This window comes from Roseateles saccharophilus (assembly GCF_031458095.1).
Classification (GTDB): domain Bacteria; phylum Pseudomonadota; class Gammaproteobacteria; order Burkholderiales; family Burkholderiaceae_C; genus Pelomonas; species Pelomonas saccharophila_A.
In genome coordinates this window covers 831,860-850,327 of record NZ_JAVDXU010000002.1, presented here as the reverse complement: position 1 = coordinate 850,327, position 18,468 = coordinate 831,860, and the positions used below count along the sequence as shown (strand labels likewise).

Annotated in this window: 15 protein-coding genes; 6 read left to right on the top strand and 9 right to left on the bottom strand. The window is 66.2% G+C overall.

Features of this window, described 5'->3' with window-relative positions; translation table 11 throughout:
- Positions 1-42 precede the first annotated feature (42 nt).
- On the top strand, positions 43-777 hold the full coding sequence (locus J2X20_RS16580) for a hypothetical protein (protein WP_310266779.1): 735 nt from the start codon (positions 43-45) through the stop codon (positions 775-777).
- A complete protein-coding gene (locus J2X20_RS16575) occupies positions 777-2,624 on the top strand; it encodes a TniQ family protein (RefSeq protein WP_310266778.1) in 1,848 nt (615 codons plus the stop codon). Before J2X20_RS16580 ends, J2X20_RS16575 begins: the two co-directional genes overlap by 1 nt.
- Here J2X20_RS16575 and J2X20_RS16570 read toward each other — a convergent pair.
- The 6 genes from J2X20_RS16570 to J2X20_RS16545 all read right to left on the bottom strand — a co-directional run bounded on the left by J2X20_RS16570 (position 2,565) and on the right by J2X20_RS16545 (position 9,567).
- Positions 2,565-3,335, bottom strand: coding sequence for a S1/P1 nuclease (locus J2X20_RS16570; RefSeq protein WP_310266776.1), 771 nt, complete (start codon positions 3,333-3,335; stop codon positions 2,565-2,567). The two genes, J2X20_RS16575 and J2X20_RS16570, sit on opposite strands and share 60 nt — an antisense overlap.
- The gene (locus J2X20_RS16565; RefSeq protein ID WP_310266774.1) at positions 3,335-4,738 is read right to left on the bottom strand and encodes an HNH endonuclease; all 1,404 of its coding nucleotides are present in this window, start codon (positions 4,736-4,738) and stop codon (positions 3,335-3,337) included. The genes J2X20_RS16570 and J2X20_RS16565 overlap by 1 nt, the downstream gene beginning before the upstream one ends.
- 125 nt (positions 4,739-4,863) lie before the next feature.
- Positions 4,864-6,231 carry a YfjI family protein gene (locus tag J2X20_RS16560; RefSeq protein WP_310266772.1) on the bottom strand — a complete coding sequence of 456 codons (1,368 nt, stop codon included), beginning with the start codon at positions 6,229-6,231 and terminating at the stop codon, positions 4,864-4,866.
- Positions 6,231-7,112 carry a plasmid partitioning protein RepB C-terminal domain-containing protein gene (locus tag J2X20_RS16555; protein ID WP_310266770.1) on the bottom strand — a complete coding sequence of 294 codons (882 nt, stop codon included), beginning with the start codon at positions 7,110-7,112 and terminating at the stop codon, positions 6,231-6,233. The genes J2X20_RS16560 and J2X20_RS16555 overlap by 1 nt, the downstream gene beginning before the upstream one ends.
- Entirely contained in the window at positions 7,109-8,008 is a 900-nt protein-coding gene (locus J2X20_RS16550) for a plasmid partitioning protein RepB C-terminal domain-containing protein (RefSeq protein ID WP_310266768.1), read from the bottom strand. Before J2X20_RS16550 ends, J2X20_RS16555 begins: the two co-directional genes overlap by 4 nt.
- Positions 8,005-9,567: a recombinase family protein gene (locus J2X20_RS16545; RefSeq protein ID WP_310266766.1), complete on the bottom strand. Its 1,563-nt coding sequence runs from the start codon at positions 9,565-9,567 to the stop codon at positions 8,005-8,007. The genes J2X20_RS16550 and J2X20_RS16545 overlap by 4 nt, the downstream gene beginning before the upstream one ends.
- Positions 9,568-10,349: 782 nt before the next feature.
- Between J2X20_RS16545 and J2X20_RS16540 the strand changes: the two genes are divergently transcribed.
- Both J2X20_RS16540 and J2X20_RS16535 read left to right on the top strand, forming a co-directional pair.
- Positions 10,350-10,565: a hypothetical protein gene (locus tag J2X20_RS16540; protein WP_310266763.1), complete on the top strand. Its 216-nt coding sequence runs from the start codon at positions 10,350-10,352 to the stop codon at positions 10,563-10,565.
- A 580-nt stretch (positions 10,566-11,145) separates the two neighbouring features.
- Positions 11,146-11,541 carry a 6-pyruvoyl trahydropterin synthase family protein gene (locus tag J2X20_RS16535; protein ID WP_310266761.1) on the top strand — a complete coding sequence of 132 codons (396 nt, stop codon included), beginning with the start codon at positions 11,146-11,148 and terminating at the stop codon, positions 11,539-11,541.
- A 12-nt stretch (positions 11,542-11,553) separates the two neighbouring features.
- Here J2X20_RS16535 and J2X20_RS16530 read toward each other — a convergent pair whose 3' ends face one another.
- On the bottom strand, positions 11,554-12,333 hold the full coding sequence (locus J2X20_RS16530; protein WP_310266758.1) for a ThuA domain-containing protein: 780 nt from the start codon (positions 12,331-12,333) through the stop codon (positions 11,554-11,556).
- Positions 12,334-12,462: 129 nt separating this feature from the next.
- Here J2X20_RS16530 and J2X20_RS16525 point away from each other — a divergent pair, with 129 nt between their 5' ends.
- On the top strand, positions 12,463-13,320 hold the full coding sequence (locus J2X20_RS16525) for a GNAT family N-acetyltransferase (RefSeq protein WP_310266756.1): 858 nt from the start codon (positions 12,463-12,465) through the stop codon (positions 13,318-13,320).
- Positions 13,321-13,327: 7 nt separating this feature from the next.
- Here J2X20_RS16525 and J2X20_RS16520 read toward each other — a convergent pair whose 3' ends face one another.
- Positions 13,328-14,296, bottom strand: a complete 969-nt coding sequence (locus tag J2X20_RS16520; RefSeq protein ID WP_310266755.1) for an alpha/beta hydrolase — start codon at positions 14,294-14,296, stop codon at positions 13,328-13,330.
- A 351-nt stretch (positions 14,297-14,647) separates the two neighbouring features.
- Here J2X20_RS16520 and J2X20_RS16515 point away from each other — a divergent pair, with 351 nt between their 5' ends.
- Entirely contained in the window at positions 14,648-17,566 is a 2,919-nt protein-coding gene (locus J2X20_RS16515; protein ID WP_310266754.1) for a sensor histidine kinase, read from the top strand.
- On the opposite strand, the gene J2X20_RS16510 is transcribed toward J2X20_RS16515, so the two are convergent.
- Complete coding sequence (locus J2X20_RS16510; RefSeq protein ID WP_310266751.1) at positions 17,563-18,435, bottom strand: prolyl oligopeptidase family serine peptidase; 873 nt, start codon at positions 18,433-18,435, stop codon at positions 17,563-17,565. The two genes, J2X20_RS16515 and J2X20_RS16510, sit on opposite strands and share 4 nt — an antisense overlap.
- Between the last annotated feature and the right edge of the window lie 33 nt (positions 18,436-18,468).

Sequence of the window (18,468 nt, the reverse complement as noted above, 5' to 3'; positions counted from 1 at the left end):
GTCGAAGCCGCATCTGATCACGAGCTTGTCCTCGCGCAGCTAGTGGAAGAGGGCTTCCAGCGCGGCGATCAAGCGGCCGGGACCAGTGTTGTGAACTCAGTATTGGATGGGGTAGAACTGCTAAAGCGGGTTGAGCAGTCGGACAGCATCGGAATCGCTGAGGCCGCAAAACTTCTTGGTCGCGTGCTGCGCGACCGTCGTACCGTCGTGATTGAGCTGGTTCAACAGCTGAATAGGCGCAACAGCAGGTTCATCGCGCCGCCTTCTGGTCGGTTGCGAAGCCTGATCACTTGGGCCAACGACGCCCGGCGGTCATGGAGCATGCTTCGGCACGAAGTTGCGGCCGGCCTGCACGACTTCATCTCGGCACATCAGGTGCAGCTCCCACTGGACAGAACTCTGCTGTACGTCGCGACCGGCGCTTCCGGGACGATCGCCGAGCTGCAGGCCTTCGGCGCGTGGTTCGGCTGCTGGGATGTTGACATCAGTGCATGTCAGGCGAAGGACCAGCTCTTTGGCGTGCATCACAGCTGGCAGCCGGAAGATGACGTTATTGCCGAAATCGTGATCGAACTGCATCGCGCATTTCGAAGGGGCGCGGAGGGTGAGTTCGAGCTTGATCTGTTCAGCATCGCTGCAATGGACTACCCACTTATCGTGCGCGACGCTCGGCACGTCGTGGCATCGATCTGGATGCAACTTCGGCCGGTGCCGATTAGCCAGCTCCGGCGGTATCTGGCCGAGCTTCGAGAGGCAGCTGCCGTTGAAGGGACGTAGTGCTTCCATTGCGCCCACCACCAGCTTCAGACGAGTCTCGTTTCGGGTACCTCGTCAGGTTATCTGCGGCCCACGGCTTTGATGGACCGCGGGCACTTTGGCAAGCATTGGGGTCCCCAGCAGGTACGAGCTTCGCGTTGACGATCTCTGAGGCGGTAGGCATTCCCTGTCACACCATCGAAGAGCTGAGGGGGCCGATGCCACCTTGCTTCCGAGTTCTCGCGTCAACCGACATGGCCGTCGCAGCCTGGAATCATCGGCATCTCAGATGGTGCCCAGCGTGCATGCGCGACCGCGCATATCTGCGGCAGGCGTGGCAACTGAAGGCCGTCACCGCATGCTCAAAGCACGGGCGGCGGCTGACGGACAGTTGCCATGCGTGCGGTAGCCAGGTTGCTGCCTTCGGCGTTGTCGACCTCCGATGTAGCTGCGGTGTGCAGCTCGGCGAAGGAGCAGACGGTAGCGCTTGCAGTGAGCTGGAAATGGTGCTGGCCAAGGCAGCTGCTCGGGCGCTCGCTCGGCAGGAAACGTCTTCCACCTTTGACGGGTTGAGCCGACTTGTTCTCTTCATGGGGCAGTTCAACTCGCCGACGTTTCCACAGAAGCCTGGAAAGCTCGACGGGTTCGACCGCCTTGATCTGGCTTGCTCTCTCGCCAGCTCTACCGACAGACTGCTATCCAGTTGGCCTACCCAGTTCGATAGCCTTCTGAAGGAGCGTCTCGAGCACGTGCGGAACAGCTCGTTCTCAGCCCGGTTGCCTGAGGTGTTCGGCCCGCTGTACCGAGTTTTGTACAAGCGCCTGGCGGGGGCGGAGTTCCAGTTTCTTCGTGACGCCTTTGAGGCCTTCCTTCGCGAGCACTGGTGGGGGCTGTTGTGCGGGCGGAACCGCCGCCTCAGCGCTGACACAGTAGGCGGCCACCGTAGGGTCAGCCGCAAGCATGCTGTCCGCGAACTTGGGTTGACCGAAGGCACGCTGAAGCGCCTTGTCCAATCCAAGGCGGTACGTGCGGACGTGGTCAGCGGTCCATCGGGACGCCAGTTCACTTTCCTCGATGAGGACGAGCTGCCTCAGCTGCGCGACATGGCGAAGGCCGCGCTGACCCTGCAACAGGCGTCCGAGCGGCTGGCCCTACCGCGGAAGATCGTGAGGCAGATGATTGAGTCAAAGTTGCTATCGCTGGTCGCTGACCGGTCGAACAGCGCCGGTGCTTGGATGATCTCGGGCGAGCTACCTCGCATTCCTGCCTCGAGCGTCGCGCCGCCTAAGCAGGCTCTGCGATCGGTTCTGCGCTACTGGCGGCTGACGGACAAGGAGCGGATGAGCGTTGTAGCTGGCGCAGTTGGAGGTGAGCTTCTCTCATTTGCTGGTACCAGTCATGATGGAGAAGCTCTGGGACATGCGTGCATCAACGTGGCGGCATTGCGTCACTGGATCGAAGCCGCCCGAGCCACGCAGGCCAAGACTGATTTCACGTTGCGTGAAGCGGCCCGAGACCTGGGCATCAAGGAAGAAGTGGCCTACGAGTTGGCGAGGCGAGGCTTGCTGCGATGCGCCAGGACTGGTCGCGGGGCCCGCGTAGCGCCTGACGAGATCGCCCGGTTTGCAGAGGCCTATGTGTCGCTCGCGACCCTTGCCAAGGGCGTCGGCACATCGCCCAGGTCATTGCTTTCGAAGTTGGGCGTGCGTCCGGTCTCCGGTCCGTCGATCGACGGCTGCCGACAGTATTTCTTCAGCAGATCAGATCTGAAAGGCAGTACTACATGTCCTGTACCGGGGACAACTGGGTCACGGCAGCGCGTCTTGAAGAACTCGGGCCAGCCGGTCAGCGGCGATCCTCAGCCTTGAAGCCATTGGTCGCCCCCACCGGTTCAGGTAGTGTTCTGTGATGAACCGCCCCTCCGGATAGAACTCTGAATAACTGGCTATGCGGCATGACTCTTCAACCCAGCGACGAGGGGGCAAGGCGTCTTGCGGTGCGTCGCCGGCCTCCATGAGGTGTTCTCGAAGGGCACCCAGGCCTCCAGGCCAGTTCTTGATCATCCCGCCGTCCCAAACGGCGTGGAGGTTGCTGCCGCGTCCAAAGGCACGCACTTGGAGCAGATTGCCGCCCTTGTCGTCTGCAAAACCAGCATGAAGCGGCTGATGCGCATCCGCGACCAGGTGGACAACCCACTTCAGTGCCTTGAACCGCTCACTAGCTGGCCGCGAGCTGGCGAGGATTTCGAGCTGATTTTCGATCGCGCCGACCACGCACTGGCCACCTGGGCAGTTGGTTCCCTCGTCGAAGTGACAGCCCGACCCCCGCGCAAAATTGACGTAGTGCCAAGCGGCGGTACTGGGTGATCGCACATCGTCCGCCCATGTCGATATGGACGGCAAGGTGGCGCCCGGATCTACGCCGAGAAGTGAGTCAACTTTGGTGCGTGTGGACGTTGGAAGTGACTGGTATGCGATGTCCGCGACCAGGCGGTGTCCGGCGGCACCCCATGCCTGGGCGATCAGCGGAACCAGAAGAACTGCAGCACTGGTTGCGACACGAAAAAAGGCAGCGGGCATCAGATTGCAGAGGGGGCGGTTCTGAGAAAGCCAGCATCTTTATGAAGCTCCCTGTGCCTGGCAAGGTTGACTCGCAGCCCCAGACGTTCACTGTCGGTCAAGTGATCCCACCCGATGCGCAGACCAGCACGAACGCCGAAGAGCGCACGAGTTTCTGGCGCAAGTTTGGCCGCCGCCATCAATACACCGTCGGCGTCAAATGAAATCAGCCCCTGATCGAACAGACAATCCAGCGGCACCGACAAGAGCAAGCCGTTGTTGACGTCGGCTCGGATGGCTTCATCATGGCTCCACGGCACGATGTGCGAGGCCCGAAGTTGCTCGTTGCAAGCCACACCGTGAACCGAACAGCGGCCGTTCCAACGTTGAATCAGATAGCGGCGGAAGGCCGCGTGCTGAGGACCGCGTACCCAGCCTAGACGCAGGACCTCGGAAGGGCCGGAATTCGGCGTCGACGCCAGTTCAATAGACGCATGGTCGGTGGTCCGCGCGACTTCCAGGAGCAGGGATTCCTGCAACCATTCGCGCTTGAGCGCGGTGAGGATCGCGCGCATGCCGGCAGACCGGCTCCCCCATTTGCTCTCTGCGTAGCCAACGTAGGCCTCGACCGAGCTGATCACGTTGGGGACAACGTCCGCGCCCTTCTTGGCGATGATCGCGTCCACGAAGAGTTGGAGGCCCCATGCCTGCATCGGCGCCTTGAAAGCATGGCCGCTCAGGATGCAACGGAAGTTGTTGAACAGCGCGTTGACTGTAGATTTGTTGATCCCTTGCGAGACAAGTCTCCGAACCTCGTCGGCTCGAATGGCGTCACCAAAGTAGATCCCCACGGCCGCATCGCGCACTGCGATGTACGCCTCTTCTGGAAGCGCCGAAGGGCGTCTCTCCGCCAGGGCTGCCGCCAGTTCGACCATCTCTGGAAGGGGCGCTTCTTCAACCTGGGTTCCAACGCCGCCTTCAGGCTCACCGAGCCTCAGCCAGAGCGCGGAGCCGTCCGCCTGTTCTAGAACCTCTTGAATATCAAACACGTGATCGGGTGCGCAGCGACTGGTCTTGCGGTCCTTTAACAGGCCTCGCATCGGTATCCGGTCTGGCATCTGAGCTGCAAGCTTCAATGCATTCAACAGGGACTGCCTGTTTATCGTCGTTTTTCCGTCGCGCGCCTTGACGACTCGATACCACAGCAAGCCCGACGCGCGGTCTCGCGTGAACGCCCAAGATTCAAACTCGCCAGTGGCCTTGACGGTATGAAAGTTCCACAGCGTCATCCCAAACCGTGTTGCGTTCCCGGCCTTTGCCTGTTCCATCGGAACATCGAAAGAGCACCAGCGCTGGTCTGCAGGCAGCACATCGAGGATCTCCTGATAGGCCCGGTTCGGGGGCATCGAGTAAGCGGCCGACACAACTTCTCCTCCCTAGAAGGAGGCATTCTGTTGCATCAGAGCTCCGAAGGAGCCTCTGCAAACTTAGCGAACATGGCGAACTTTGTTGTGCGACAACGGCTTGCCACTGCGAACGGCGATGCGAACTAATTCGACGTTGGCTGGGGACGGAGCCTGTAGATCGTCGTAGGCCGGCCAGGCCCGCCTCTCGACCTGGGGCGAACCTCAACGTGGATACCGCCTACAGCACCGGCTAGATGTGCAATCGCCGCGTCTATGACTGCAGCAGGCTGGTGTCGTGCGAAGCAGTCGATAACAAGATCGCGGCGGGATGCGCTACCCCGCGCTGCCAAGAATTCCGAGATGCGTTCAGCGGCCCAGAGCATCTGCAGCTGTGCGGGGCTGGCGGCCTTGCCGGTGAAGACGAAGCACGCAGATTCTGTCGCGTATCTGGTCCATGCCATCGCAGCCTCTATGTGCTTCTCCTCTATCGACCACTGCCGGTCGGTCAGGGCAAAGACCATAGCCAGTCGAAGCAGCATGGGCGCCCGGCGCTCCAGGAGGCTGTCGACCAACGTATTGCCAAGGTCCTGATTCAACTCGGCCTGGTACAGCTGCGCATAGCGCCGCCGCGCGCTGTCCGCCATGGACATCAGCACCGTTTCGCGCCCGTCCGCGTCTCGCGGGCGCGTAAAGTCCAGCACCCCCGCCACCTCCGCCGCTAGCGCCTCGACACGCGCTTGCGGCACTCTTCGGGGAAAGGCCTCGATGTGTGTCCGCTCGCCCCACGCCATCAGGAAGCGGTTGACGAAGCCGTTGCACAGATCTCGCCGCTGGACGAGGCCAAGCAGTTCCACCGGCGAGATCGCCCCGCTCAGACAGACATGCGGCTCGGTGGCGTACACACGGTTCGTCTTGGTTGCGGGCTTCAGGTCGACACCGTCCCAGCAATCTCGCAGCGCTGCGGAAAGCGTGTTGCCCCCGCGCTGGCTCTGCTGGAGGACGTTGGCGAACTCGGATTCAACGACCCAAAGGCGCTTGTCTTCAACCGCTGCAACGTCCTGCGTCCCGACTCGATAGCCATCATGGATCAGCGCTGCCAGGCCCTCACGGCTCGATAGCCCGCCGCGATGGATCTGCGGCGCCAGGCTGCGTCCCTTCCTGCGCACAAGCTCGTCGATGCGGGTGACGAGGGAGACGGCGTCTCCTTTCCTGCCGCGGCCCGAGCGGCCCACGTGCAGAAAGAACAGCCTAGCGTGATGACTGGTGTTGCCGACCGCTAGATGCGGCGTACGTCCGATGGCGCACGAGAGGTAGGCGATGAAGTTGCCAGCGATGGCAATGGGGTTTGTCTCAGCACCCTCGCTACCCTCCAAGGCCACGTCTCCCACCAGGCCGTACAGGCACGCCGCGTCTGGCACCGGCGCCCGGGCGTCACCCGATCCGCCATCCGCCCATCGGAGCAAAGCGTCGGCTTGCGCGGCTTTCAGCGTCCGCCGGGGTTGGCCGTCCATCACTTGTCCAGCGCATCGACCTCGACGAGGTTGGAGAACTCGCGCAGCACGTCGGGCTGCCGCATCGACAGGAACCGGATGACCGCTTCGTTGTCCAGCAGGTTCTTGAGGTAGCCCTTGGCCAGCACGAGGTTCAGAACGTCCTGGCCGTAAGAGTGCTCGATGGACTTGTACTGTCCCTGCAGGTTGCCCATCTCCTTTTCCATTTTGGCCATCTGCTCCGCACTCACGCCTGCGAGCTTCTTGGGCTTGCGCTCGTTGACCAGCATGGCGGCCGGAGTCGCGGCCAGCAGCGCGTTTGCATAGGAAGTCGACACATTGTTGGCGGCCACCATCAGCTCGACGCATTCGATCTGCCGCGTCGGCTTCATCTTGCGGATGGTCGCGCCCAGGTTGGGCGAGAACCGCTTGTCTTTAAGCAAGCCGGCGGCCTCGGCGCAGATGCCGTCGAGGAGGTTGAGCTTCTTTTGGATGTGGCTGACGTCCACCTTCAGGTCGTTGGCGATCCGTTCTGGCGTGACGCCGCGGTCGACCGCGCGGCGGATCATCATGTGCTCTTGGATCGTGGATAGCCGGTTAATCCTGTTGTTGTAGGTGTAGGTTTCGTCGTCAAGCGTCACTAGGCAGGGCGCGTCCTGAAAGTCCAACTCCTTCATCGCATGGACGCGGATGTGCCCGTCGCGCAGCACATGCATCCCCGTGGCCTTGTCGGCAGCCCCGACGGACAGTGGCTCGATGAGGCCGATCCCTTCGATCGACGCCTTGATTTGCAGGTACTTCTTGGAGGTTTCCAGTCCGATAGGCAGCTTCTTGGACGGCAGCAACTTGTCGAAGGGCACAGTGATGGGATCGGGCACGAAACCTAGCAGCGGATTGTTCATGCCGCTCTCCCGAGCGGCCAGACGCGGTCGTTCAGATATTTGGGCAGCGTGTCGAGGCCTTCGGCCCTCAGCAGGTTGGTGAAATCCTCGTCGGTCAAAAGCTGCCGCAGGGCCTCCGTCACAAACAGCAGCCGCTGCTGAACAAGCTCTGCCTTACGCACCATCAAGCGCTGGCGGTCAACCTCCTGCTGGTAGGTTCGGATCAGGCTGGCGGAGGTGACGTTCGTGGACCTGCGCGGACCGTTCTTGGCCACAGACCGGCCAAGGTTCCGGCGCCGCTCGATGATCTTGCGGGCCCGCAGCAGCTGGTTGCCACGCAGCTGGCCGCTTTCGTAGGCTTCCTGCAGAGCGGCCTGGATGTCCTTGTCGTTGGAGCCGGCGCCGGCGATCGTCAGCGCGGCGCTCAGTGGAATCCGCTCGCGCTCGACGGCAACCAACAGCCGCTCTTCCCCGTTTTCCAGCAGCTGCAAGATGCCGCTGACATAGTCGTAGCTCAGGCCGGTCTTCTTCGCAATCTCGCGGCGGTCATAGCCCTGCTTCTTGAGCAAGTCGATGCCAGCCAGCAGCTCCAGCGGACGCCCCTGCCGCCGAGCGATGTTCTCGGCCAAGCTCATGATGAAGGCGTCCTCGTCGCTGACGTGGACGACCATCGCCGGGATCTCCGTCTGGCCGAGGTTGAGGAATGCCTTCAGGCGGCCCTCGCCACAGATCAATAGGAAGTACGAGCCATTCGCATCGGTGCGCGGCGTGACGGTCACTGGCTTCTTGAGGCCCAGCGCCTTGATGTTGCCGACAATCTCCTCGAAGACCTGGGCGTTGCGATCCCTTGGATTCAGCACCCGGATGCTGTCGATGGGGATCATCTGCAGCTCGCCGGGCGGGTGCTCCCGGCTCATGCAGCTCTCCTCAACCTGGCGCGCTCAGCCATCCGGTACAGGTAGTCAAGAGAATCGAATCGATAGCTCTCGAATTCGATGCCGTTGTGATCTGCCAGGCTGATCCTAGGCAGTCCGAAGTCCAACCTCGGCAACAGGTAGTAGTCCTGGATGGCCTCGTTGCCCGGCGCGAGCCTCACCGCCACCGTGACGTCGGGGGCCAGGCTGGTGTCGAAGCGGACCTTCCAGCGCTTGCGGCCGTCATCGTGGCTTTGGCAGCGTGCCAGCACAATGGACACGCTGAACTCGCGATTGACGTCGAGTAGGTCCGTAGCTGGATCTCGTACAAGAACGCCGCCAAGGTTTGCGATCTCGCGTTCCGTGGTCGCGACGACCTCGGGGTGCAGTCGGCGGAGGAACTTGTTGACCTCGAGGAACTGGTAGTCCCGGTCGGGTGTGAAGCCCACGGCTTGGTAGGCCCGGATAAGGCTGCCGAAGCGGTGGATATACGCCGCCGCCGATGGCATGCCTTCGGTCTCGTCGATGACCAGGCCGGAGAGGAAGCCGCGGCGCTCATAGAGACCGCGCAGCTTCTCGATCAGTTCCTCGTCGCTAAACCGGCGGGCTCGCGCTCGGATGATTCCCTGTGCCGTGTAGAACGCCTCCTGCGACACGACCGCCTCGAAGGCGCAGTCCTTGCGGATCCACATGTCCGGCCCGTTAATGACACGCAGCTTCTTGAGCTTGTAGGAGACGCGGTTGTAGACGTTGTTGCCGATGTACTTCTCGTTGGTCAGGATCTCTCGCACGGTGGCCCGAGTCCAGCTGCGGCCCAGGTCGGTGCTCAAGCCTCGGTCGTTGAGCCGCTTGGCGATCTCGACCTCGTGCATGCCTCCATCGGTGAACCAGCTGTAGATCTCCCGGACGACGCGGATCTCGCTGTCGGGGCCTGGTGTCAGGATGACCCGATCAGTCTGCAGGCTCTTGTGCTCCCCTCGCGACAGCTCGCCCTTCACGTTGCCGACCTGGTCGACCAGCACCCGCCGCAGGCCGAAGCCTGCCGGCCCGCCCTGGCGGAAGCCCAGCTCGATCAGCCTGCATTGGCCAGCAAAGACCTTGGCCGAGAGCTCGCGGCTGTACTCGCCGGCCATGGCACGTTTGACGCCTTTGACGATCGTCGAGACGGGCGAGCCGTCGTTCTCGAACTGCTCGGCGCAGTAGCAGACCTGAATGCCCGCGCGCCGGCAGATGTACTCGTAGTACGCGCTCTCGTCGGCGTCCTGGAAGCGGCCCCAGCGGCTGACGTCATAGACGAGGATGACGTTGAAGTCCGCCTGGCCAGACTCGACGTCACGCAGCAGTCGCTGCAGGGCCTCACGGCCGTCGATCCTCAGGCCGCTCTTGCCGGCGTCTGCATAGGTCCGGATCACCTTGATTCCGCGCCGGGCAGCGTACTCGCGGATCTTGTCGGCCTGGTTCTCGGTCGAGTACTGCTGGTGCTCGGTGGACATGCGAACGTACTCAGCAGCGCGGAAATCGCTGGTTCGTTCTTCGCCGGGTTGAAGGTCTTCTGGCTGCATGACCGTCTCCGCCCAATGGGGCAATGCCAATGCGCGCCTCGGTCCGTCGTAAGCCCGATCAGGCATCCCGCCGAACGGTCACGGGAAATCGAAGCTGCGCAGTCGGGACATTAGGCGGCGCCCGGAGGCGCTGCTATCGAGTCCTCTCTTTGCACGCGTCCATATTTGCGGACGGTGGGCTGACGCATCAACGAAAGCTCCACTCGCCATGCCCTCGGAACACCGTCCGGCCCTGGCGTACAGACCTCCATCCAGCAGATGCCGGCATCTGGATCGGCACCGCAAGATGACGCGTCAATTGTTGCAAGCGTCCGCTGAGGGGCCGGCGTCACGGCGCCCGGCTTCCTTTTCCCGCGGTAGGTTTGCCAGTAGTCTGGATTCCGGGCGTGCCAGGCACGCTGGGCCGCCGCTTGGTTGGCTCGGTAGTCCGGGTCGGTCCTGAGCTTGACCCGGTTCCACCGCCGGCGCCGTTCGCGCTGGCACTCCAGCGCCCCACAGTAGGTCTGCTTGGGCGATTGAGGCCGGACAGGGAACGCCCGACCGCACGAGGCACAGGTGAGCTCGATCATGGCTACTCCTTGGGGAGTGCGATCCCAACGGAAATGAGAAAGCCCGCCGGTTAAGGTCGGGCTTGCCGAATTTTCGCCCGTCTGCTGGTGGGGAACGAAGCCCGCGTTTCCTGTAGCAACGCCGAAATTTCAGCGCGCCTTGGCCAGACCGACGCTCTACGAGCATCGAGCTCACCACCTTGACCAAGCCGACCTGGTCGGTAGCATCCGAGCATGCTTCCCCCGGTCCAACCAGCAGCTCAAAGTCTCGAGGCGCTGACGCGTCTTCAGGACGCACTCGCCCAGAAGATCGACGGCTTGGCTGAGCTGTTCGAGAACGACGCCGCCCGGGCGCGCAAGGAGCTGCTCGCCTGGTGCGCCTTCGCCGGGTCCTGCTGCGCGGGTCTGGCGGTCATTGGGACGATCCTCACGCCCCTCCTCCGACCCTAGTGCGCTGACGTCCGAGTAGCGCGAGAACACGCCTTGGAGGCGTTTCAAATCTGGTGTCGCCTACGTAGGCTGGTTTCAGATCTGGTGTCGCGAAATCGCCGGGATGGCGAAACGCGAGATGAAATAGTCCAGCTGCGACAATGCTTCAGTTTTCGCATGAAATGTCGCCCCACAACTTCGCTTATATGGCGCAGTTTGTGAAAGACTGCGTCAAGGCAGCCCATTAAGCGCTGCTGAACGGAACGCGTCAGCTTGCCTGGCGCATCAACGGTGCAAGGGAGTGAAAGATGAAAGATCAGCAGCACGAGGGTGTGGCGGTTGTTCCGATGCGCTACAGATGCGACTTTTTTCGGCAACGGCCTACGGCACCTATTCAATGCTCATTTGTCGCTACTACCGCTGACATTGCGGACTGGAGCACTGTCCCAAAGAAAGCTGCTAACGATCTGCGGAATTTCCAGCGACCCGAAATGCCGGAGCACGTGGAGGAGATAACGGAGTTCTTCGAGAAGTTTGAAGACAACTCGTCGCCGTCCGCTATCGTGCTGGGATTCAGGGGGAAGGTACGATTGAAGACGTAGTGTCGGTTCTCGCCCTTGGCGATACTCTTGGCAACCGGGCGATGGGTTTCGCGTGGGCGGCACTTGCGCCGCCCGGGCATCCATTGACCGCGCTGCACGGCCACACCTACGACTTGCGGCTGCACCTGCGCGCGCCGCTGGATGAAGTGATGGGTTGGACGATGGATTTCGGCGATGTGAAGACGCTGTTCGATCCCATCTTCAAGGCGCTGGACCATCAGCCGCTTCATGAACTGCCGGAATTGCAGGACTGTACGACCGAGCAAATCGCGCGCTGGGCCTTTGCTAAAGCGCAAAGTGCGCTGCCGGCCTGCGAGCGCATCGACGTTTTCGAGATGCACGGCGCCGGTAGCCTGTTGATTTCAGGTGATGCTCCCGACCTGCTCCCAATCTAAGCGAGGGTGTATCTAAGGCCGCCTCTGAACACCCAGCCCCGTCGCCGCCCACCACACCCCACCCCACAAGTGCTCCAGATACTGTCCCTCGCGGTACATCTCCCCGTTGTGCCCCAGCGCCGTGACGAACACGCGGCCTTTTTCGTAGGGGTGCCACCAGCTCACCGGGTGGTCGGCGCCCATGCCCTTGGCGACCTGGCCGGGCCAGATCTTGGTGGGGTCGTAGCTGCGCTCGTCCACGGCCAGCACGGGGTGGATGGTGATGCCGTGCGGGTTGCTGAATTCGTACCACTCGTCTGACCAGATCCAGCGGTCGGGCAGGCCGAAGGTGGCGGGGTGGCCGGCGTCGGCCTTGGTGACGACGGCCGTCTGCAGCATGGGGTGGATGATGAAGCTGCGGCCGACGAGCTTTTCGTACCAGGGCCACATGCCCGGCTTGCTGATGATGGCGCGGTGCACGACGACGGCGTTGCCGCCCGAGCGCATGTAGCGCTCGAAGCCTGTGCGCTGGGCCTCGTTGAATTCCTCGCCCGAGCTGTTCAGCAGCACCACCGCCGCGTACTTGCTCAGGTCGCCCTCGAAGGCGCCGGGCTGGGCCGTCCACATGAGCTCGAAGGCGTGCAGCTTGGCGAGCTTCTCGAAGCTCTCGCGCGCAATGGGGATGTACTCGTAGTGGTACTTGCTGGGCATGGCCAACACCAGCAGCGAGAACTGGCCGTCGCGGGCCTGTGCAGGCACCGTGGTGCCAGCGACCGCGGCGGCCACGGCGAGGGTGTGCAGCGTCTTCTTCATGGTGCGGTCGATTCTTCCATCGCGGGGTTACAGGCGGCGCTCAAGCGGTTGAGCGGGCCGCATGACTTTGAGGCCGACGGTCCGGCATGGCCAGAATGCCCCGGTAGTCCAAGCTCGACGCCCACTCCCATGACCGCCTCTTTCTCCCTCGTCCCCACCGACCAGCTCGCCCCCGAAGCGCTGCACGCGGCCTTTGTGCGGGCCTTTTCCGACTACCTGATCGGCCCCTTCAACCTGGCCTTGGACCAATGGCCGGGCTTTGTGCTGCGCCAGGGCGTGGACCTGGGCCTGGGGCGGGCGGCGGTCAGCGCGGAAGGCAACGTGCTCGCCTTCGCGCTGGTGGCGCCGCGGCCGGCGCTAGCGCGCTGGCGGCTGGGCACCATGGGCGCGGTGCCGCAGGCGCGCGGCAGCGGCGCGGCGGTGCAGTTGCTGCAGGACTTCGTGAACCGGGGCCGCGAGGCCGGCTTGAAGGCGGTGGAGCTGGAGGTGTTCGTGCAGAACGAGCGCGCCGCGCGCCTGTACCGCCGCCATGGCTTTGTGAAGCAGCACGCCTTGCATGGCTACCAGCGCATGGCGGACGCCGGCGAGGCCCGCCCACCATCGCCCGAGCTGGCCTGCACCCAGGCCGAGGCGCTGGCCTGGCTGCGCGAGGCGGAAGCCTCCATCGCCGACCTGCCTCTGCAGGTGGGCGCCGACGTCGTGGGCGTGCTGACCATGCCGTGGACGGCCTGGCGGCGCGGCAGCGCGCAGCTGGTGTTCACGGGCGACGTCGAAACGGGCGTCATCGTGCGTTCGCTCATCGACGGCAACCCCGCCCAGCTGGATGCCGAGGCCCTGGTGCAAGCCCTGCTGGCGGCCCACCCAGGCGCCAAGGTCAGCGTGCCGCAGCTGCAGCGCAGCGACCTGGGCGGCGAGGCCTTGCAGCGCTGCGGCTTTGCCGCCGAGGCACTGCACCAGGCCCTCATGCGGCTGGACCTGGGCGCCTAGAGCCGCCTCATCGCGCCGCCTCCTTGCCCAGCAGCCCGCGCTGGCGCAGCCAGTCTTCGGCGCGCCGGGGCCAGGCGGAGGCCGTGCCCAGCCCGTCGCGCATGCCGATGCCGTGCCCGCCCTGCTCGAACACATACAGCTCGGCCGGCACGCCGGCGCGGGTGAGGGCCTGGTAGTAGAGCAGGCTGTTCTGCACGGGCACCGACTTGTCGCCCTGGGTGTGCAGCAGCAGCGTGGGCGGCGTGGCGGCCGTCACCTGCTGCTCCAGCGACATCTGCGCCAGCAGGGCGGGGCTGGGGTCGGCGCCCAGCAGCGCCTTGCGCGAGCCGGCGTGCGCCGCGGGGTCGGTCATCGTGATGACGGGGTAGACGAGCACGGCGAAGTCGGGCCGGGCGCTGACCGTGTCCAGGGCGGCGCCGGTGCGGCCGTCGGCATGGTCGAACAGCGTGCTGGCGCTGGCCGCCAGGTGGCCGCCGGCGGAGCTGCCCATGACGCCGATGCGCCGCGGATCGACGCCGAACTCGGCGGCGCGCGAGCGCACCAGGCGCACGGCGCGCAGCACGTCCTGCAGCGGCGCGGGGTGGCCCCACTCCTGCAGCCGGCTCTTGAGGATGAAGGTGGTGATGCCCAGCGTGCTCAGCCAGGCGGCGTATTGCTGGCCCTCGCGGTTGGCCGACAGATAGCTGTAGCCGCCGCCGGGGCATAGGATGACAGCCGTGCCATAGGGCGATAGATGGCGGTCGACGGCGGGCGGCACGATGGTCAGCGTCGGTTGCGACACGTTGGAGATGCTGCCGTTGGCGTCGACGCGCTCGGGGCCGAGGTCGCCGCGCGCGGCCGGGGCATCGGCGCGCCGGGCGGCAGGCACGCCCTCGGGCCACAGCGTCAGCACGGCGGGCGCGGTGGCTGCCCGGCCCAAGCTCGGCAGCAGGGTGGACAGGGTCAGGAGGGTCAACAGGCGACGCTTCGGGATCATGGCGGCGCAGTGTGCCTGGGCTGTTGCGCTTGTGCCGTGGCAGGCCGCAACCGCTCAGCAGGTTGACGGCTGCCCCAGGAGATGCGCCGGCGTCCGGCAGAATCGGCGCGCTCTCCGGCGGTCATCACCCTCACCCCTGGCCCTCATGGACAACCCCCCTGCCGCGCCGGCCACCGGCGTGCGCGTCTGCCTCGGCGCATCCCGCCGGTCGCGGCCATCGTTGCCGGCTTCTTCGTGCCGGCCGGGCAGGTGCGCATGGTGGGGCTGATCCGGCGTTGCCGCGCCTCGCTGGCTGTGGCGCTCGTGGCGCTCGTGGCGCTTTGCGCGGGGGCGGCGCGGGCGGAGCACATCGTGCTGGAGTCCTTCGAGGAGCGTGACGGCCTCACCGGCCTGACGTCGCATTGCCTCGTGCAGGACCCGCGCGCCATGCTGTGGATCTGTACCGAAAGCGGTCTGTTCCGCTTCGACGGCTTTCGCATGCGGCGTGAACCGCTGCCGCCGGACGCGGGCGCCTGGGTGCGCGGCGCGGCGGTCGACCGGCGGGGCGAGCTGTGGGTCGCCACCGAGCGCGGCCTGTTCGTGCGGCACCAGGCGTCGGGCAGCGTGGCGTGGACACCGGTCTTGCAGCCTGACGGCAAGCGGCTGATGCTGCGTCAGTCGCACCAGATCGACTGGGACGAGGCCGGCACTGCCTACGTGATGGGGGAGGAGAAGCGCATCTGGGTGATAGCGCCCGGCGCCGCCGCCGCCCCGCGGCTCGTCGCCCAGCCGCTGCCCCAGCCGCCGCCCCTGCCGCCCAGCACGGGGGCGCCGTGGGTGGACCCGCCGCTGCGCTGGCGCGGCGGCGCCCTCTGGTTCGCTTGCGGCGACGGCCTGTGCGAGCTGCGCGGCTCGCAGCTGACGACCTGGGGGAAGGCCCAGGGCCTGCCCGCCGACGGCTGGGCGACGCTGTTCCTGGCCCGCGACGGCAGCCTGTGGACGCGCAGCGCCAACCGGCTGGCCCGCCTGGCCCCGGGCGCGGCGGGATTCGAGAGCGTGAGCGCCCCGCCGCTGCTGGGCTGGACCCACGAGGCCGCGCTGCTGGAGGACGCGGGCGGTGCCATTCTTGTTTCCACCGACCGGGGCGTGGCCCGCTGGAACGGCACGGCCTGGCGCGAATGGACGCAGGACAACGGGCTGCCCGACACCGCCATCCGGACGCTGTTCTGCGACGCCGAGGGCTCGCTGTGGCTGGGCGCGGGCGGGCGCGGCGTGCATCGCTGGGTGGGCTATGGCCGGGTGGAGCACTGGACGCGCGCGGACGGCCTGCCGTCGAACGTGGTGCAGCAGGTGTTTCGCGACGCGAGCGGCCGGGTGTGGGCGGCCACGCGCGAGGGCGTCGCCTGGTTCGATGCCGCGTCGGGCCGCTTCGTGGCCCTGCCCAAGCCGGCGCCGGACGGCGGGCCGTTCCGCTGGGATGTCGTGCTGGCGGACGGCGATCTCTGGTGGCGCAGGGGCGACCGCCTGTTCACGGTGAAGGCGGGCAGCACGGTCGTGCGCCTCGTCGCACGCGACCCGGCCCTGATCAACTCGATGACCGGTGAAGGCGTCTATTACGCCTTCGGCGCCGACCAGGTGGAGAGGCTCGTTCCCACGCCGACAGGCTTGCGCCATGAGCGCATCGGCCCGCCGCTGCCGGGTGGCCGGCCGGTGGCGGTGGCCAACGACGGCCGCTCGGAATGGTTCGTCGGCCAGCAGCAGGTGTTCGGCATGCGCGATGGCGCCTGGGCGCCTTTGCTGGATGAGCAGGGGGAGCCCGTGCCAGCCTACGTCGACCTGCTTTCCGACGGCGAAGGCGGGCTCTGGGTCGTCGACACCAACGGCGCCAGGCACTACCGCGTCAGCGACGGGCGCGCACGGCGGGTGCAGCACTTCGGGCCAGAGCTTTTCGACCATGCGGCCGTCCTCTTCGTGCAGAGTGCACCGGGACAGGCGGTGTGGGTGGGCAGCGATCGAGGGATGTTCATCCTCGACGGCAACGGCCGCTGGCGGCATCTGCACCACGGCAACGGGCTGATCTGGAACGACGTGAACGCGGGCTTCCTGCTCGATGCCCAGGGCCAGGCGTGGATTGCCACCAGCGCGGGCCTCACGCGCGTGCGCCCCGGCGGGAGCCCGCCGTCGCCGCCGACGCTGCGGGTGGACGAACTCGAGTTCGGTTCGCAGCGCTTCACGGGGGCCCCGCACGCCGCCCTGCCCTGGGCCGATCGGCACCTCAGGCTGACGCTGGGCACGCCCAGCTTCAGCGCCGCGCGCACGCTGCGCATCGAGTACCGCCTGCGGCCCGACCTGCCCTGGCGCGCCGCCGAAGGCTCGGTGCTCGACATCGGCGCCCTGGATGCTGGCGCCCAGGTGCTGCAGGTGCGGGCCACCGGGCGCACGCCTGCCGAATCCGGCGGCCCGGTGCTAAGCCTGCCCTTCGAAATCCGGCCGCCCTGGTGGAGCACGACCCTCGCGCGGCTGGCTTATGCCGCGCTGCTGCTGCTGCTGTGGTGGAGCAGCTGGTGGTGGCTGCAGCGCCGCAGCCGCGCCCGCCGGCGGATGCTGGAGCAGGCCGTCGCCGAGCGCACCACGGAGCTGGAGGCCTCGCGCGAGGCACTGCGCCGGCTGGGTGAGCACAACGCGCGCGGCCTGGAGGATGAGCGCAAGCGCGTCGCCCGCGAGCTGCACGACGAACTCGGCCAGCAGCTGGCGGCGCTGCGCATGGAGGTGTCGGTGGTTCGCAGCCGGTCCAGGACCGCGGGGACGGTGGAGCGCGAGCATCTCGACCCCTTCATCGGCCGCCTGGACCAGCTGATGGCCACCATGCGCACGCTGGTGTCGCAACTGCGCCCGCCCGCGCTGGACGGCGGGCTGGCGACGGCGCTGCAGTGGCTGGCCAGCGAATTCACCCAGGTCAGCGGCGTGCCCTGCTCCGTGCAGGTCGAGGCGGACCTGGGCGAGCTGCCGGCCGACTTCGCCATCATGGTGTTCCGCATCGCGCAGGAGTCGCTGAACAACGTCCGCCGCCACGCCAAGGCGGGCCAGGCCAGCCTGCGCCTGGCGCGGGATGGCGACCACGGCGAGCTGACGGTGAGCGACGACGGCATCGGCTTCGACACGGCGCACCGCCGGGAGGGCTATGGCGTGCTCGGCATGGAGGAGCGCGCCCGCCTGCTGGGCGGCGAGGTGGCGGTGGAAAGCGCCCCCGGCCACGGCTGCGTCGTGCGCCTGCGGTTCAGGCTTCCCTAGCCCTTTGCCGATGGCCGGGGGCCAGACAGCAGCCAGCCGCCCAGCTGGCGCATGGCCGCCGGCGTGCGCGCCAGGCTGCGGTGGTTGGTGCCGGCGAGCTGGTGCACGGTGACGGCCGCGCCGGCATGCTGCAGGGCCTGCACCAAGGTGTGGGAATGCGCGTGCGGCACCTGCGTGTCGCGTTCGGCCAGCAGCACCAGCACCTCGCAGTTCAGCGCCCGCGCGGCGGCGACGCTGTCCAGCGGTGAGCGCAGCCAGGGCGTCAGCGGCGCGAGCAGCGGGTTGCGACGCAGCACCGCGCGCAGGCTCTTCAGCGGCGTGATCAGCGCAACGCTGGTCGCGGGGCGGCCGGCCGCGGCCAGGCGAGCCGCGAGCTGCATGGCCACGCCGGTGCCCAGGCTGCGGCCGGCCAGGTGCAGCGCGCTCGATGGCAACGCCAACCGCGCCAGCCCCCAGGCCGCGGCAGCTTCGGCGTCGGCCACGCAGGCGGCCTCGCTCGGCCAGCCGCCGCTCTCTCCGAGACTCCGGTAGTTGAAGGCCAGCAGCGCGCAGTCGTCGGGCAACCAGCCGGCGAGGTCGGGCGTCCAGGCGACGTTCTCGTTGCGCCCGCCAAACCACAGCAGCAGGCGGCGCGGCGGTGAGTCGCCGGTGGGAACGGTCAGCCAACCCTGCAACCGCACGCCGCCCGGGCGTTCCAGCCAGACGGCCTCGGGGCGCCGCCGCTCGGCGGCGGGACCGGGGTCGGTGCGGCGGATGACCCAGGTGCGGCCGAACAGCAATTTGCCCTGCAACAGCACGAGGGCCGCCGGCAAGGCGGCCCCTGCGAGCAGGGCAAAGGCCCAGGGCGGGAAGTAGGCAAACAGCAGCATCAAGCCGGCCAGCCTAGGCCGCCGACATGACAG

What these genes read in the sequence shown, in the direction of transcription:
- J2X20_RS16570 (WP_310266776.1), bottom strand. Translation starts at nt 3,335, where the DNA reads ATGCCCGCTGCCTTTTTTCGTGTCGCAACCAGTGCTGCAGTTCTTCTG.
- J2X20_RS16560 (WP_310266772.1), bottom strand. Translation starts at nt 6,231, where the DNA reads ATGGACGGCCAACCCCGGCGGACGCTGAAAGCCGCGCAAGCCGACGCT.
- J2X20_RS16555 (WP_310266770.1), bottom strand. Translation starts at nt 7,112, where the DNA reads ATGAACAATCCGCTGCTAGGTTTCGTGCCCGATCCCATCACTGTGCCC.
- J2X20_RS16550 (WP_310266768.1), bottom strand. Translation starts at nt 8,008, where the DNA reads ATGAGCCGGGAGCACCCGCCCGGCGAGCTGCAGATGATCCCCATCGAC.
- J2X20_RS16545 (WP_310266766.1), bottom strand. Translation starts at nt 9,567, where the DNA reads ATGCAGCCAGAAGACCTTCAACCCGGCGAAGAACGAACCAGCGATTTC.
- J2X20_RS16540 (WP_310266763.1), top strand. Translation starts at nt 10,350, where the DNA reads ATGCTTCCCCCGGTCCAACCAGCAGCTCAAAGTCTCGAGGCGCTGACG.
- J2X20_RS16530 (WP_310266758.1), bottom strand. Translation starts at nt 12,333, where the DNA reads ATGAAGAAGACGCTGCACACCCTCGCCGTGGCCGCCGCGGTCGCTGGC.
- J2X20_RS16525 (WP_310266756.1), top strand. Translation starts at nt 12,463, where the DNA reads ATGACCGCCTCTTTCTCCCTCGTCCCCACCGACCAGCTCGCCCCCGAA.
- J2X20_RS16520 (WP_310266755.1), bottom strand. Translation starts at nt 14,296, where the DNA reads ATGATCCCGAAGCGTCGCCTGTTGACCCTCCTGACCCTGTCCACCCTG.
- J2X20_RS16510 (WP_310266751.1), bottom strand. Translation starts at nt 18,435, where the DNA reads ATGCTGCTGTTTGCCTACTTCCCGCCCTGGGCCTTTGCCCTGCTCGCA.